This is a genomic window from Mycolicibacterium iranicum (genome assembly GCF_014190915.1).
Lineage (GTDB): Bacteria > Actinomycetota > Actinomycetes > Mycobacteriales > Mycobacteriaceae > Mycobacterium > Mycobacterium iranicum_B.
Window position 1 is genome coordinate 413,295 of the sequence record NZ_JACHVU010000003.1, and the last position, 15,442, is coordinate 428,736.

The 15,442-nt window shown below is 68.2% G+C and carries 14 protein-coding genes; 6 read left to right on the plus strand and 8 right to left on the minus strand.

What is annotated here, in order from left to right:
• Positions 1–38: 38 nt before the first annotated feature.
• The 7 genes from FHR72_RS09300 to FHR72_RS09330 all read right to left on the minus strand — a co-directional run bounded on the left by FHR72_RS09300 (position 39) and on the right by FHR72_RS09330 (position 7,335).
• Entirely contained in the window at positions 39–809 is a 771-nt protein-coding gene (locus FHR72_RS09300) for an SDR family NAD(P)-dependent oxidoreductase (protein WP_183467639.1), read from the minus strand.
• Between the two features lie 29 nt (positions 810–838).
• Complete coding sequence (locus tag FHR72_RS09305; RefSeq protein ID WP_183467640.1) at positions 839–1,912, minus strand: ABC transporter ATP-binding protein; 1,074 nt, start codon at positions 1,910–1,912, stop codon at positions 839–841.
• A 22-nt stretch (positions 1,913–1,934) separates the two neighbouring features.
• Positions 1,935–2,750 (minus strand): carbohydrate ABC transporter permease, encoded by an 816-nt coding sequence (locus tag FHR72_RS09310; RefSeq protein WP_183467641.1) that lies wholly within the window; start codon positions 2,748–2,750, stop codon positions 1,935–1,937.
• A complete protein-coding gene (locus FHR72_RS09315) occupies positions 2,747–3,607 on the minus strand; it encodes a carbohydrate ABC transporter permease (RefSeq protein ID WP_183467870.1) in 861 nt (286 codons plus the stop codon). The genes FHR72_RS09310 and FHR72_RS09315 overlap by 4 nt, the downstream gene beginning before the upstream one ends.
• Before the next feature lie 62 nt (positions 3,608–3,669).
• The gene (locus tag FHR72_RS09320) at positions 3,670–5,010 is read right to left on the minus strand and encodes an ABC transporter substrate-binding protein (RefSeq protein WP_183467642.1); all 1,341 of its coding nucleotides are present in this window, start codon (positions 5,008–5,010) and stop codon (positions 3,670–3,672) included.
• A 16-nt stretch (positions 5,011–5,026) separates the two neighbouring features.
• Positions 5,027–6,508 (minus strand): FGGY-family carbohydrate kinase, encoded by a 1,482-nt coding sequence (locus FHR72_RS09325; protein WP_183467643.1) that lies wholly within the window; start codon positions 6,506–6,508, stop codon positions 5,027–5,029.
• On the minus strand, positions 6,505–7,335 hold the full coding sequence (locus FHR72_RS09330; RefSeq protein ID WP_221193329.1) for a DeoR/GlpR family DNA-binding transcription regulator: 831 nt from the start codon (positions 7,333–7,335) through the stop codon (positions 6,505–6,507). The genes FHR72_RS09325 and FHR72_RS09330 overlap by 4 nt, the downstream gene beginning before the upstream one ends.
• 169 nt (positions 7,336–7,504) lie before the next feature.
• Here FHR72_RS09330 and FHR72_RS09335 point away from each other — a divergent pair, with 169 nt between their 5' ends.
• From FHR72_RS09335 to FHR72_RS09355, 6 genes are all read left to right on the plus strand, one after another.
• Positions 7,505–8,434, plus strand: a complete 930-nt coding sequence (locus tag FHR72_RS09335; protein ID WP_183467645.1) for a DUF389 domain-containing protein — start codon at positions 7,505–7,507, stop codon at positions 8,432–8,434.
• A gap of 406 nt (positions 8,435–8,840) precedes the next feature.
• A complete protein-coding gene (locus tag FHR72_RS09340) occupies positions 8,841–9,980 on the plus strand; it encodes a PE-PPE domain-containing protein (protein ID WP_183467646.1) in 1,140 nt (379 codons plus the stop codon).
• Positions 9,981–10,034: 54 nt separating this feature from the next.
• Complete coding sequence (locus FHR72_RS26515; RefSeq protein ID WP_260155937.1) at positions 10,035–10,169, plus strand: hypothetical protein; 135 nt, start codon at positions 10,035–10,037, stop codon at positions 10,167–10,169.
• Positions 10,169–12,865, plus strand: coding sequence for a circularly permuted type 2 ATP-grasp protein (locus tag FHR72_RS09345; protein ID WP_183467647.1), 2,697 nt, complete (start codon positions 10,169–10,171; stop codon positions 12,863–12,865). Before FHR72_RS26515 ends, FHR72_RS09345 begins: the two co-directional genes overlap by 1 nt.
• Positions 12,862–13,794 (plus strand): transglutaminase family protein, encoded by a 933-nt coding sequence (locus FHR72_RS09350; RefSeq protein WP_183467648.1) that lies wholly within the window; start codon positions 12,862–12,864, stop codon positions 13,792–13,794. The genes FHR72_RS09345 and FHR72_RS09350 overlap by 4 nt, the downstream gene beginning before the upstream one ends.
• Positions 13,787–14,872, plus strand: a complete 1,086-nt coding sequence (locus tag FHR72_RS09355) for a zinc-binding metallopeptidase family protein (protein WP_183467649.1) — start codon at positions 13,787–13,789, stop codon at positions 14,870–14,872. The genes FHR72_RS09350 and FHR72_RS09355 overlap by 8 nt, the downstream gene beginning before the upstream one ends.
• Here the strand turns inward: FHR72_RS09355 and FHR72_RS09360 are convergent.
• Positions 14,869–15,402, minus strand: a complete 534-nt coding sequence (locus FHR72_RS09360; RefSeq protein WP_260155938.1) for a hypothetical protein — start codon at positions 15,400–15,402, stop codon at positions 14,869–14,871. The genes FHR72_RS09355 and FHR72_RS09360 overlap by 4 nt on opposite strands.
• Positions 15,403–15,442: the final 40 nt, after the last annotated feature.

Below are 15,442 nucleotides of genomic sequence, written 5' to 3' on the forward strand. Positions count from 1 at the left end.
CTTTCTCTAACAGGTGAGCGGGGAAGCGGCGTGCGGGGTCAGTCCATGTAGGCGCCGCCGTTGACGGCCAGCGCTTCACCGGTGATGAACCGGGCGTCGTCGGAGAGCAGGAACGCCACCGCGCGGGCCACGTCGTCGGCCTGCTCGAGCCGGCCCAGCGGGGTGTCGGCGATCATCATCGCGCGCACACCGTCGGGGGTGGTTCCGCGCAGATCGGCTTCCCATTCCAATTCCCTTGATTGCATGGGCGTTTCGACGAACCCGGGACAGACGCAGTTGACGGTGATGCCGTGTTCGCCGAGCTCGTAGGCCATGGCCTGGGTAAGCCCCACCACGCCGAACTTCGAGGCGACGTAATCGGACAGGAACGGCACCCGACCCTGCTTTCCGGCCATCGACGCCGTGTTGACGATGGTGCCGGGCTGGCCGGAGCGGACCATCTCCCGCGCGGCGGCCTGACCGCAGACGAAGACGCCCTTGAGGTTGACGTCCATCGTCTGCTCGTAACGGTGGATCGGCGCGTCGAGGAAGCGGTGCATGAACGAGATGCCGGCGTTGCTGACCCAGGCGTCGAGCCCGAACCGCTCGGCGGTGTCGGCGGCGACGTCGGCGGCCGCCACGGGGGACGTCACGTCCAGCTGGGAGGCCTCGTGACCGGCGTCCGGATTGGGCAGCGACGCAGCGACCTCGGCGGCGGCGTCACCGTTGACATCGGTGACGATGACCTGCCAATTGCGTTGCGCCAGTGTGCCTGCGATGGCCCGGCCGATACCGGAGCCTGCGCCGGTCACCACGACAGTTCTGGTCATGTGTAGCTCTCGTTTCCTATCTGTTGTGCTCAGCCGACGAGGCGTCGGCCGGTGGTGGAGTCGAACAGGTGCGTGGCGCCGGGCCGGGCGGCCAACTCGACGCCCGTGCCTTCGGCGATGCCCGCCAGGCGGGAGGTCTCGACCACGCTGGTGAGTTCGGTGCCGCCGGCCACGAGGGTGACGATGGCCCGCGGACCGAGGTGCTCGATGAGAACCACCCGCGCCGCGGCGTCGCCGTCGGTGGGGGTCGGCAGCAGGTCGTCGGGACGCACACCCAGGGTCACCGGGCCGCTGGGGGCCGGCCCGCTGGTCGCGGCATCGACGTCGAGGCGCAGGCCGCTGCCCGAGGTGAACGTCGTCCCCGTGAGCGTGCCGTCGAGCAGGTTCATCTTGGGGCTGCCGACGAACGCGGCGACGAAGGTGTCCGCGGGGCGGGCGTACACCTCCTGCGGTGTGCCCTGTTGGGCGATCTCGCCGTCGCGCATCACGACCATCCGGTCGGACAGCGTCATCGCCTCTTCCTGGTCGTGCGTGACGTATACCGAGGTGATGCCGAGACGGCGCTGGATCTGCAGCAACTCCGTGCGCGTCTCCACACGCAGTTTCGCGTCGAGGTTGGACAGCGGTTCGTCGAACAGGAACACCGACGGCTCGCGGATAATGGCCCGGCCGATGGCCACCCGCTGTTGCTGGCCGCCGCTGAGATCCTTCGGTTTGCGTTCGAGGAGCGCGCCGAGGCCGAGGGACTCGGCGATGGAGGCGGCTCTCGACAGTGCCTCGCGCCGTGGGGTTTTGGTGGCCCGCAACGGGAAGGCGATGTTCTCGGCGACGGTCAGATGGGGGTAGAGCGCGTAGTTCTGGAACACCATCGCGATGTCGCGTTCGCGCGGCTGCAGGTGCGTGACGTCGCGGTCTCCGATGGTGATCGTGCCCGACGTGACGGTCTCCAGCCCGGCCAGCATGCGCAGTGAGGTGGACTTGCCGCACCCCGACGGGCCGACGAGCACGGTGAACGAACCGTCGGGCAGCTCGAGGTCGAGATCGCTGACGACAGAGGTGGTCCCGTACGCCTTGTTGACGCCGGAAAAGCGGACCGTTGCCATGAAGTGCCGAACCTGCCTTTACCTAGAACTTCACCGCGCCGCCGCTGATGCCCTGCACCAACTTGCGTTGGATGAAGAAGCTCGCGATGACGACGGGGACGACCGCGATGAGGATGGCTGCGCTCATCGAGCCGATCTGCACCCCGCGGAATGTGTTGAAACCTGCGATGGCGACGGGCAGGATCGCTGCCTTCCCCGGCGCGAGGATGAGGCCGTAGAACAGGTCGTTCCACGACAGTGTGAAGCCGAAGATCGCCGCGGCGCCGATGCCTGGCAGCACCTGGGGGAGCACGACGAGCCGGAAAGCCGCGAAGCGGGTGAAGCCGTCCACCTGCGCCTGCTCCTCGAGGGAGCGCGGAACGGCCTCGAAGAACCCGATGAGGAACCAGGTCACCACGGGCAGAACGAAACTCAGGTGCGCGAAGATGACGGGTACCAGCGTGTCGGTCAGCCGTAGCGCGTAGGCCATCGTCAGGAACGGAAAGACCAGCACCGCGGGCGGCAACACCTGCGCGGCGAGCATGCCGAAGCGGGTCAGCGTGCCGCCGGCCCGGTAACGCGCGATGGCGTAGGCGCCCATGCTGCCGACGACCACGCTGATGCCGACGGTGACCAGCGCCACGAGGGCGCTGCGTCCCGCGGCGCCGAGGATTCCCGAGGCCAGCACGTTGTGCCACGCGGAGAAATCGGGGGTGAACGACAGCAGGAACGGATCGTTGAGCTGTTCAGGCGTTTTCACGCTCGCCAGCGCGATCCAGACGATCGGGAACAGCACCGAGATTCCGGCGGCCCACAGCAGGGCCGACCGCAGGACGGTGAGTAGGGCATACCGGCTCATCGCGACCCCGCCTCTCGGGCTTTGTCCATCCGGCGGAACGCGAACACGATCACCGCGAGCACAAGGACGAGCACGACGAAGGCCATGGACGACGCGGAACCGAGCCGGAAGAACTGGATGCCGGTCTGATAGATGAAGTACTGCAACGTCTCTGTCTCGGTGCCGGGGCCGCCGCGGGTGGTCGCGAACACGTACTCGAACACCTTCATCGCATCGAGTGATCGCAGCAGGATCGCGACGACGAGTACGGGTGCCAGCAGCGGCAGCGTCACGCGTCGCAGCACGTACAGCCCGCTCGCACCGTCGACGCGCGCCGCGTCGAGCGGCTCCTTGGGGATGGACTCCAGGCCCGCGAGGATCAGCAGCACCATGAACGGGGTCCATTGCCACACGTCGATGAACGCCAGTGTGAACAGCGCCCGGCCCGGTCCGAAGAAGTCGTAATCCACGCCGATGGCATGCAGCATCGCCGGAATCGCGCCGAGCTGGTCGTTGAGCAGGAACCGGAATGTCAGGCCGACGGCGATCGGCGTGATGAACATCGGGGCCAACAGCATCGAGCGGGTGACATCGCGCGCCCAGCGCTGCTTTTGGAGCGCCAGGGCGATCGCCAGCCCGATGACCAGCTCCAGGCCGACGGCGACCACCACGTACAGCGCGGTCGTGCCGAAGGCGTTCCAGAACCCGCTGTCGCCGAAGGTCGCCGCGAAGTTGCCGGCGCCGACGATCGACGGCGTTCCGCGATCGGTCAGCTTGTAGTCGGTGACACTCAGATAGGCCGCGTAGGCCAGGGGGAAACCGACCACCCCGACGAAGAGGGCAACGAGGGGGGCGACCATGCCGTACTGAAATCTCACACGGGATTTCACGGTGGTCTCGCTCCTTTCGTGGGGTGGTCGGTTTCCGGTTCCGGTGGCGGTCAGCCCTGGATCTTCTCCGCCTCGGCCTGCGCGGCAGCCAGCGCGTCGTCGACGCTCTTGTTGCCGGCGACGGCTTCGTTGAGCTCGGTGCCGACGGCCTGGATCATCTCCTCGCCGCTGGGGCCCTGGCTCAGCGGCGCGGAGTTGGCCAGCAGCTGCTCGACGGTCCGGTAGTACTCCTCACCGAACCGGCCCTGCAGCACGGCGGGATCCTGCAGCGTGCTCTTGCGGATGGCCGCGCCGCCCTTCTCGGTGCGCGCGACGTCGTTGGGCTTGGCGGTGATCCACGACACGAACGCCCATGCGGCGTCCGGGGTGGCCGAGTTGGCCGGGATCGCCCAGCTCCACGAACCCAGCACCTGCTTGCCGCCGGGAATGGTCGCCATCTTGATCTTGCCCGCCGCAGGCCCGGAACCCGGCTCGTTGAGAGCGGGGAGCTGCCAGTTGTAGTTGATCATCGACGCGGACTGGTTCGCCGACACCGAACGCTGCGCCTCGTCCATGCTCCAGTTCAGGCTGTTGGCCGGCGCGGCGGTGCGGTAGGTGTCGATGTAGGCCTCCAGCGCACGCTTGGCCTCGGGGGTGTTGAGCGTGATCTTGCCGTCGGCGTCGTAGATGGAGCCGCCTGCGGCGAACAGCCAGTTGCCCCACTCCTCGAAGATCTTGTACCCGCGCTGCGGCTGCATCGCGATGCCGGCACGGTCGCCGCTCTTGAGCGCCTTGCTGGTGCTGACGAGCTGCTCCAGGGTGGTGGGCACCTGCTGGTTGGCCGCGGCGAGATCGTCGGTGTTGTAGAGGTATCCGAGCGCGTAGTTGTAGAACGGGACCGCGTAGCGGGCTCCGTCGACCGTGGTGATGTCGGTCAGCGGCTGGAAGAAGTCTGCTGCGTCGTAGTCCGGTGTGCTGTCGATGCGCGCGTCGAGGGGCTGCAGGAACTTCGCGTTCGCGAAGTCGACCATCCACGGATTGTCGACGACGATGAGATCGTAAGTCGGAGTGGACGATTGGAACGAGGACACCAGCTTGTCGCGCATCTGGTCATAGGTCAGCGACTCGATGGAGATCTCGACGCCGGGATACTCCTTGTTGAAGTCGGCGACCATCGACTTGACGATGTCGGTGTCCGGCACGTTCTCCATCAGGATCCGCACGGTGCCCGAGGCGTCGGTCGACACCTCACCGGTGCCGGTGGCCTGCCCGTTCTCTGAGGCCTGCTCGGGGCCACCGCTGCCTGCGCATCCCGTGAGCACGAGCGCGAAGGCGGCCAGCAGGGCGATCACGGCGGAGAAAGCGGTGCGGGCGCTTCTCCGCCCGGGGGTGGGACATTGCGTGATTCTCATTGGCGGAGTGTTCCTTTCATCGGGTGGTGCGGGCGAGGGCGTGCGAGACCGGGGTGGTGGCGGCGCTGAGCTCCCGCCAGGCCGCATAGGCCGCGTCATAGGCGTCCCGACGGGCCGGGTCGGGTGTGTAGGGCGCGTCCAGGGTGATGAACTTGGCGGCATCCGACCAGTCGTCGAGGGCGCCGGTCCCGATGGCGGCGATCACCGCCGCGCCGAGGGAGGCGCCCGGGTGGCCGCTCACCGGATTCATCTCGTGCCCGAGCACATCGGCGTGGATCTGTTTCCACAGCGTGGATTTCGATCCTCCGTTGGTGATCATCACGCGGTGGAACGGCACGCCGATCTCACCGAAGACGTCGACGTGGTGGCGGAACCCGAACGCGATGCCTTCGAGCACCGCGCGGTACATGTCGGCCCTGGTGTGGCCGAGGTGCATGCCGGCGAAGACACCCCGCAGATCGGGGTCGTGGATCGGGCTCTTCTCGCCGAGGAAATAGGGGAGGCAGAGAATCTCACCGGGCGAGCGGGTGGCGGCCTCGTCGTCGAGGTCGGTCAGCGGTGTGCCACCGATCAGAGATTGAAACCAGCGGATGAGGCTGCCGCTGGTGGCCATGCACCCGTTGGGCAACCAGTGGCCGGGGACGGGGTGGGCGTCGAGGTACAGCCGTTCGTCGACGATCTGGGTGTCGCTGGCGACCAGGATGTCGCCGGCACCACCGAGTTTCACCAGGGCGTCGCCCGGGTCGTTGACGCCGGCGGCGAAAGCCGACAGCACGTGGTCGGCGCCGCCGACCACCAGCGCAGTGCCGGCGAGCAGACCCGTGGCCTCGGCGGCCCGCCCACTGAGCTCGCCCACCACCGTGCCGGGCGCCCGGACGGGGGCCAGGGTGGCGGAATCGAGGGCGGCGGCCTGCAGGACCGCGCCCGCGGTCTGTCCGTCGATGGTGAACAGCCCCGACTCCAGCGCCCAGTTCTGTTCCACGTGCACCGGAGCCCCGAGCGCGCACAGCACCCAGTCGTAGGAACCGACCCAGTGGGCGGTGCGCGCGTACACCTCCGGTTCGTGCTCACGCAGCCATACCGTCGTCGGCGCCACCGACTGCTGCGTCAGAGCGGAGCCGGTGAGCGCGACCAGGTCGGTGCCCCGAAGTCTCTCGGCGAGCTCGGCCACCTCCCGGTGGGCGCGGGCGTCATTCTGGAGGATGGCGTGGCGCAGAGGGTTTCCGGCGTCGTCGACCGGGAGGACAGCGGGCACCATGCCCGAGGTCGCCAGCGCACCGATCTGAGCGGGGGAGACACCGCTGACGGTGACGACCTCGCGGACCGATTCCAGCACGTTGGCATACCACTGGGCGGTGTCGGCCTCGGCGAAGCCCGGTGCCGGGGAGTGCAGCGCGGTCTCCCGGGACGCGGTGGCCACGATCCCGCCGAGGGTGTCCAGCAGGACCGTCTTGGTACCGGTGGTGCCGATGTCCACGCCGACCGTGTAGCGCGTCATCGTCCTCCCGTCGCGGCTCGCGACGCAGCGTCGACGTGCGAATCCTGTTGGTCGGCCACGCAGATCACCTCGACGCCGGCGCCGCGGGCGGCCACCAGTGCCGGATGGTCCGGTGAACCGTCGCTGACGATCGTCTGGATCTGCGACAGCGCCGAGATACTCACGAAGGTGACGCGACCGAGCTTGCTCTTGTCGGCGGCGACGATGACGCGGTCGGCGCGGCGGCTCGCCGCCCGCTTCACCCGGCTCTCGGCCTGGTGGTAGTCGGAGATGCCGCGGTCGCTGTCGATCCCGGCCACTCCCATGACGTAGGTGTCGCAGTTGTAGTTGGCGAGCGTGTCCTCGGCGCCCGGGCCGATGAGGCTCAACTCGCCGGCGCGCAGCTCACCGCCGGTGAGCACCACCGTGGTGTCGGGCTCGTCGACCAGCGCCAGCGCCGCGAGCACGCTCGGCGTCACCACGGTCAGGCCGAGACCACGGCCTTTCAGCGAGTTGGCCACCGCCAGCGCGGTGCTGCCCGAATCCAGGATCAGCGTCTCGTTACGTCCGATCAGATCGGCGACCACCTCGGCGATGTGGATCTTCTGCTGTGCGGCGTCGGCCATTCTTGTTGCGAACGACGGCTCGGTGTCCTTGCCCTGCACCGCGATCGCCCCGCCGACGACCCGGCGCACGACGCCGAGGATTTCCAGTGCCTCGACATCGCGGCGGATCGTCATCTCGGACACGTCGAACTCGGCTGCCAGATCGGCGAAGTTGATCTCGCGGGCAGACCGAACGCGCTGTTCTATCCGATCCCGGCGGGTCTTCACATCCACGGTCACCAGTGCCTTGTCTCGACAACAGCTGTTGAAAATTCACATTCCGGACGCGCAATTACCGATTATCCGGGGGTCGCGCTGTCCGTGATGTGAATCTATAACACGATCGTGTGGAGTGCCCACATTTAGCGGGCATTCGTTCATGTCGGGTCCAGGAGGCGGTTACCGTGCGGCGGTGCTGCACTTGCGCGTGATCGTCCCGGGGGACATGCGCGACGACGTCCTCGACGTGCTGCGGCGGGAGGTGGGGGTCGCCCACATCCTCGTCCACCCCGGCGCCGCGATCGACCCGCCCGGCGACGTCGTCGCCGCCGACATTGCCCGCGAATGCGCCAACGACGTCATCCGCGAGCTGAAGCGCCTCGATGCCCAGCATCGTGGTGCGATCACGCTGACCGTTCTGGACACCGTTCTGTCGACGCGGGCGCACGCCGCCGAGGACGAGGCCGCAGGCGATCCCGCCGACGCCCTCGTCTGGGACGAGCTGATCACGCGCACCCGGGAGGACTCGACGTTGTCGGTCACCTTCGTGCTGTTCCTGACCGTGGCATGCCTCCTGGCCGCCATCGGCGCGCTCACTGATTCCATGGTCACGGTGGTCGGCGCGATGGTCCTCGGCCCCGAATTCGGCCCGCTCGCCGCGGTGTCGGTGGCGCTGGTGCAGCGGCGCGCCGACCTGGCCCGGCGCGCCGCGTTTGCGCTTCTGGCGGGCTTCCCCATCGCGGTCGGCGTCACTGCGGTGCTGGCGCTGGCCGGGCAGGCGGTCGGTTGGCTGAGCCTGGACACCGTGCGCAACATCCACGACGCCGACTTCATCTTCCGGGTGGGGCCCGCCTCCTTCGTGGTCGCCTTGCTGGCGGGTGCCGCGGGCATGCTCTCGCTCATGTCATCGAGGTCGGCGGCCCTCGTCGGCGTCTTCATCTCGGTGACCACGGTGCCTGCAGCAGGTTTCGCTGCCGTCGCGGCCATTCTGGGCGACTGGGGGGTCGCCGCCCGGTCGCTGACGCAACTCGGGGTGAACCTCGTCGGCATCGTGCTCGCCGGGGTGCTCGTCCTGGTTCTGCGGCCGCGCCGCAACATCATTCCGCGTATCGCGCAAACCTGACGTCTCCTCTTTTCAACGTCCAGGGCTCCGCCGGTGCCCTCGGGCTATGTCGGTCGCCGAACTTAGCCACTTTGAGGTTGTGGCGCACGCCGCTGCGGCCCCCCGCCAGTGAAGTCATCAGCGTTTGCTGAAAATGCATTGCTGTGCACACAAAGATGTACGATGCGACGCGGGGAGTAGGCCCGCCGGCCTGCTGAAGAAGTCCTGAGGGGGACTGATGGCGCGTTCGGCGCGAAATCATGCCAAGACTGCTCTCGCGGTCGGTGGACTTGTTGTTTTGTCAGCTATATTTGCCAACGCTACTACTGGCGCATCCGGTGCCGCTGTCGTGGCATGCGGTCAGGTCGGAGGAGCATGTAACGGCGCGACGGCGTTGCTCCTCGGCGGGCGCGGACAGTACGCACGGTTGACCGAGGAACAGATGCGCACGGCATTCGGCGGCTACTTCGCCGCCTACGAGCAACGCACCAGCGTCCCGTTCCCCGGCGAGGCGGAGTTCGCCGTCTCGGTGCCGGAGGGCTCCAACAACCTCTACGACGCGATCTACGCCCACCTCGACACCAAAGGCACACCTTTGACGATCGGCGGTGTGTCCAAGGGGGCGCCGTCCGTGGTGGACGTGCTCTACCGCTTGATGGAGGACGCACAGAACACCGAGGACGGCATCACCCCGCCGTCGGCCGACGACATGAACGTCGCGATCTACGGTGCGCCGGGCAGGACGTTCTTCATCGGGACGAAATACCAACCCGTGCCCGAGACGCCCTACGACATTCTGATCGTGTCCGCCGAATACGACGGCATCGCCGACTTCCCGGACAACCCCTTCAACATTCTCGCGCTGATGAACGCCGCTCGCGGCGCCGAGCTGCTTCATGTCGATGCGGCGTTCTACGACGTCGCCCACAATCCGGTGTACTACCGGGTCGACGAGAATTCCCTGGGCGGGACGACGACCACCGTCGTCGTCCCTGCTTCGCGGCTGCCGCTGCTCCACGACATGTACGAAAGCGACGTCTGGGACCCGAACTTCACCGCGGCGCTGGAAAAGATGCTGCGCCCGATCATCGACAGTGCCTACAAGCGGAACTGGGCGTCCCAGCGCAAGTACTGGACGTTCGACATCCCGGCAACCCTGCCGGGGGCTCCCGGGCCGGCCGCGGAGACCTTCTCGGCAGGGGCCGCACCTGAACTCGCCACCGACGACCGCGACGGCGAGGGCGGCCGGCAGTTCCCCGGTCGCACGACCGCCGGTGCGCCCGACCACGAGACGGCCCCCGACGACGACGTGGTCGACGAGGCCAGTCGTGACGTGGGCGGCGCCGCCGAGGACATCACCGATGACGCCGCGCACGACGGGGCGACCCTCGACGACGCAGCGCTCGGGGAGGCGGCGCTCGAGGAGGCGGCCCTCAAGGACGACGCACCTGAGGGCGATGCCGCAGCAGGCCTCGGGAATGACGCCGACGCAGCGCAATCCCCGGGAGCCGACGTCGAGACGCCTTCCGAGGCCACGTCCGGTGAGGGCGCCGCCGCCGACAGCTAGACCCCGCCCGGTGCGACCTGCACCGCGAAGCCCGGTGTGGTGGGATCTACCGCTATGGGGTTCACGGTGGTGCTGGAGCATCGCACCGGCTACACGACGGGCCTGGGGGAGAAGCAGGCCCGCCAGTCCACGGACGTGGGCGCACCGGGGATCCTGGACGTGCGGCGAGTGCGTACCGTTCTGCAGTAATGGCCTTCCCCGCAAGCCCCCCGGCGTCGCACGCACGCGTCGGACCGGCCGACGCCGACAACCCGCTGGCGCCGTACCTCGCCATGCGGGCACAGCAGGCGCTGTTCGAGATCCAGCCGCATTTCAGCGGCCCGGTCACCGGGTACGACGAAATTCTGGACTCCGCAGGGCATGTCAGGCCGGCCTGGCAGGAGGTCGCCGACTGCATCCGGGACCGCGGCCGCGACGGGCTGGACCGGCTGCGTGCCGTCGTACGCAGCCTGGTCGACAACGACGGCATCACCTACGTCCAGACCGAGCGGCACGGCCCGGCCGGCGGCGACGGCGGGACGGCCCCGGGGCCGTGGCAGCTCGACGCGCTGCCGCTGGTGATCTCGGCGTCGGACTGGAACGACCTCGAGGCCGGGCTCGTCCAGCGGTCGCGGCTGCTGGACGCGGTGCTGACCGATCTGTACGGCGAGCAGCGCCTGATCACCGGCGGCGTTCTGCCCCCGCAGCTGCTCTTCTCCCACCCCGGCTACGTGCGGGCAGCGCGAGGGATCGAGATCCCGGGCCGCCACCAGCTTTTCCTGCACGGCTGCGATGTCAGCCGAGATCCCGGCGGGGGGTTCACGGTCAACGCCGACTGGACGCAGGCGCCGTCGGGCGCCGGATACGCCCTGGCCGACCGGAGGGTGATCGCGCACGCGGTCCCCGACCTCTACGAACAGATCGGCCCGCGGCCCGCCTCGCCCTGGGCCCAGGCGCTGCGCCTGGCGCTCGTCGACGCCGCCCCGGAAGCCGCGGAGGAGCCCAGGGTGGTGGTGCTGAGCCCCGGCATTCATTCCGAGACCGCCTTCGACCAGGCCTACCTGGCAGGCGTGCTCGGTGTGCCACTCGTGGAGAGCGCCGATCTGGTGGTCCGCGACGGCACGGTGTGGATGCGGTCGATGGGCACCCTCAAGCGGGTGGATGTGGTGCTGCGCCGCGTGGACGCCGAGTACGCCGATCCGCTCGACCTGCGGCCGGATTCGCGGCTGGGCGTGGTCGGTCTGGTCGAGGCGCTGCGGCGCGGCACCGTCACGGTCGTCAACACGCTGGGCAGCGGGATCCTGGAAAGCCCTGGGGTTCTGCGGTTTCTGCCCCAACTGACCGAGAAGCTGGTCGGCGAGGTCCCGCTGCTGCCGACCGCGCCGCTGTACTGGGGTGGCATCGACGTCGAGAGGTCACACCTGCTGGCTCACCTGTCGTCGCTGTTGATCAGGCCGGTCACCGGGGGACACCCCATCGTCGGCCCCGAACTCTCCGCGGCACGCCGGGAAGCGCTGGCGGCACGTATCGCGGCCACGCCATGGCAGTGGGTGGGTCAGGAGATGCCCCAATTCTCCTCCGCGCCCTCGGATTTCCTACCCGGCGGACTGTCATCGTCCAGTGTGGGCATGCGGCTGTTCACGGTGTCCCAGCGTGGCGGTTACGCGCCGATGATCGGCGGCCTGGGCTATCTGCTGGCGCCCGGCGCCGCAGCGTTCCGGCTCGAAACCGTTGCCGCCAAGGATGTCTGGATACGCACGCCGAGCCGGGTCACCGCCGAGAAGATCGTCCCGACGACACCCGCCGAACTCACCGGTTCCGAAACGGCCCGGGTGCCCGTCGCGGCCATCTCCAGCCCCACGCAGGAAATCAGCTCGCCGCGTGTGCTCTCCGATCTCTTCTGGATCGGGCGTTACGCCGAGCGTGCCGAGCACATGGCCCGGCTGCTGACGGTGACCCGCGAGCGCTATCACGAATACCGTTACCGCCGAACGACGGACGGAAGTGAATGCGTACCGGTGCTGCTGACCGCACTCGGCATGGTCACCGGCACCGACACCGGTGCCGGCGGAGATCACGCCGAACTCGTGGCCACCGCCCCGACCACGCTGTGGTCGCTGACGGCCGACCGGCTCAGGCCCGGGTCGCTGGCGCAGTCGGTGGAACGGTTGGGGCTGTCCGCCCGTGCGGTGCGCGACCAGATGTCCAACGACACCTGGATGGTGTTGGCCGCCGTCGAGCGCGCACTGCTCTACGGCCCTGACACACCGCCGGATTCGCAGGCCGAAGGTGACGCGTACCTCGCCTCCACCGGCAGTCTGACGTTGGCGGGCATGCTGGCGCTGTCGGGGGTGGTGGCCGAATCGATGGTGCGCGACATCGGCTGGACCATGATGGACATCGGCAAGCGGATCGAACGGGGCCTCGCGCTGACCGCGCTGGTGCGCGCCACGCTCACCACCGAGCGCACCCCGGGAGCAGAACAGACCATCACCGAGTCGACCCTGGTGGCGTGCGAGTCGCTGGTGATCTACCGCAGGCGCAATCCCGGCACGGTCAGTGTGGCGGAGGTCGCGGAACTACTGCTTTTCGACGCGGGGAATCCGCGCTCGCTGGTGTATCAGCTGGAGCGTCTGCGCGCGCACCTCAAGGCCCTGCCCGGGTCGACGGGATCGTCGCGTCCCGAGCGGATGGTCGACGAGATCGCCGCCCGTCTGCGCCGGGTCGAACCCGCCGACCTCGAGGAGGTCGGCGACGACGGGACTCGCCCTGAACTCGACGCGCTCCTCGGGGCGATCCACGCGGACCTGCGCGAGCTGGCCACCGTCATCACGGCGACCCACCTGTCATTGCCTGGCGATATGCAGCCGCTGTGGGGGCCGCATGAACGAAGGGTGTTGCCGTGACGGCGTTTTCGGACGGGCCGACCGCATCCCCGACGAGCAGGTGCTACGAGGTGACCCACCGCACCGAGTACCGGTATTCGGACGTGGTCACCAGCTCCTACGGGCGTGGCTTCCTCACGCCGCGTGACTCGGCCCGCCAGCGTTGCCTGTTCCACGAACTGGTCATCGAGCCCGAGGCCGCCGACAGCTCCACCAGCCGCGACGGCTACGGCAACATCAGCTCCTACTTCCACGTCACCGAGCGGCACCGCACCCTGAGCATCACGAGCCGCTCGGTCGTCGACGTCGACCCGCCCCCGCCCGATCTGTACCAGGGGCCGTCGGCCAGGGCGCCCTGGGAGATAGCCCGGCCGGTCGGCGCGGACGGGGCGCTGGCGACCGAGTTCACCCTCGACCTGCAGCCACCGGAGATCACCGACGAGCTCCGCGCCTATGCGGCACCCAGTTTCGTCTCGGGGCGGCCCTTGATCGACGTGCTCCGGGACCTGACCGCGCGGATCTACACCGACTTCACCTACCGATCGGGGTCGACGACTGTGTCCACGCAGGTGAGCGAGGTTTTGGCAGCGCGCGAAGGGGTATGTCAGGACTTCGCGCGGCTGGCGATCGCTTGCCTGCGTGCCAATGGTCTGGCCGCCAGTTACGTATCGGGATACTTGGCGACCGACCCTCCGCCTGGGAAGGAACGCATGGTGGGAGTTGACGCGACGCACGCGTGGGCGTCGGTCTGGACACCCCAGAACCTCTGGCTCGGACTCGATCCGACCAACAATCAGATGGTGGACGAGCGTTACGTCACAGTCGGTTTCGGCCGCGACTACGCTGACGTGCCGCCGCTGCGGGGCATCATCTACACCGACTCGGAATCCAGCGTGATCGACGTCTCCGTCGACGTCGCGCCGTATGAGGGGGGAATGCTTCGTGCGTGATTTCACGTGCCCGAACTGCGGGCAGAGGCTGTCCTTCGAGAACTCGCTGTGCCTGCACTGCAAGAGTGCGCTGGGGTTCTCTCTCGACGACATGGCGCTGCTGGTGATCGCGCCTTCGGAGGAGAGCGATCACGCCGGAGCGGTGGACGAGAGCCACTACCAGCTCTGCGCGAATCTACATCTCGCCGAATGTAATTGGCTCGTCGAAAAGGGTCCGATCGCCAAGCTGTGCGTGTCGTGCGCACTGACCCGAACACGCCCCAACGACGCCGACACCATCGCGCTGGCAGCGTTCGCCGCCGCCGAGAGAGCCAAGCGCCGGCTCATCGCCGAACTGCACGAGCTCAAACTGCCGATCGTGGGGCGCGACCTCGACCCGCAGTTCGGGCTTGCCTTCGATCTGCTGTCCAGTCAGTTCGAGAAGGTCTTCACCGGTCACCAGAACGGGGTCATCACACTGGATCTCGCCGAAGGCGACGACGTCCACCGCGAGCAGTTGCGCGTCGCGATGGACGAGCCGTACCGCACACTGCTCGGTCATTTCCGCCACGAGATCGGTCACTACTACCAATACCGCCTGGTCGGCACGTCGCAGGATTACCTCGACCGCTACGTCGAGTTGTTCGGCGACCCCAATCTCGACTATCAGGAGGCGCTGGACCGGCATTACAGCGAGGGTTCACCGGCAGGGTGGAAGAACGACTACGTGTCCTCGTATGCCACCATGCACCCCGCAGAGGACTGGGCCGAGACGTTCGCCCACTACCTGCACATCCGGGACACCCTCGACACTGCCGCGGCCTTCGGGTTCGCCCCGGCGACGGCGACCTACGACCGGAGAGCCTTGGGGCCCAGCGGTTTCGACACGCTGATCGATCTGTGGCTGCCTCTGTCGTGGGCGCTCAACCAGGTGAACCGGTCGATGGGCAAAGAGGACGTCTACCCGTTCGTGCTGCCCCCGCCGGTTCTGGAGAAGATGCGGTTCATCCACACCGTGATCGACGAGATCACCTCGAACCCGGCGAAACTGGCCGAGGTCGGCGCACCGGCGGCAGGCCAGGGCCAGCAGCTGAACTAGGTAGTTTCCGTGGTCGCCGCCAGGAAGGCCCGGCCGCGCGGGGAGAGCCGATAACCCACGTCGAGGCTGAGGGTCAGTCCAAGGCCCTTGAGCTGCCGGACCCGACGCTTGAACCGCGGCACGTCCATTCCGGAGCGGGCGGCCAGATCAGGAGCCCGCACCGCCTCGTTCTCGCCGATCATCTGCAGGTAGCCGCGCGTCCACGGCGCCTCGGCCACCGAGTCCCAGCGGTCCAGGCGGGCGGCGATCGCGGCGATGTCCTCGGCGCCCAGGTTCTCGTCGGCCGCGAGCTCGGGACGCTCGTCGGGAGCCAGGAAGGACACCGCGATGGCATAGGTGTGAGCGGCAGGTCGACGATCCAGATCGGCGCGGGCCGCCTCGACCTCCGGGTACCCGGCGGCGAGGGCCTGCGCCGCCGTCACCTGATGGTCCCCAGGGAGTTCGGTGACGTCGTCGATGCGGATGGTGCCCGCCTGCGTGCGCTGGGTGCCGCCCGGCCTGACGCGCGGTGCGTTCCACCGCCGCAGCACCAGCGTGACACGGCCTCGGCAATGCCCTCGGCGGTGGCCC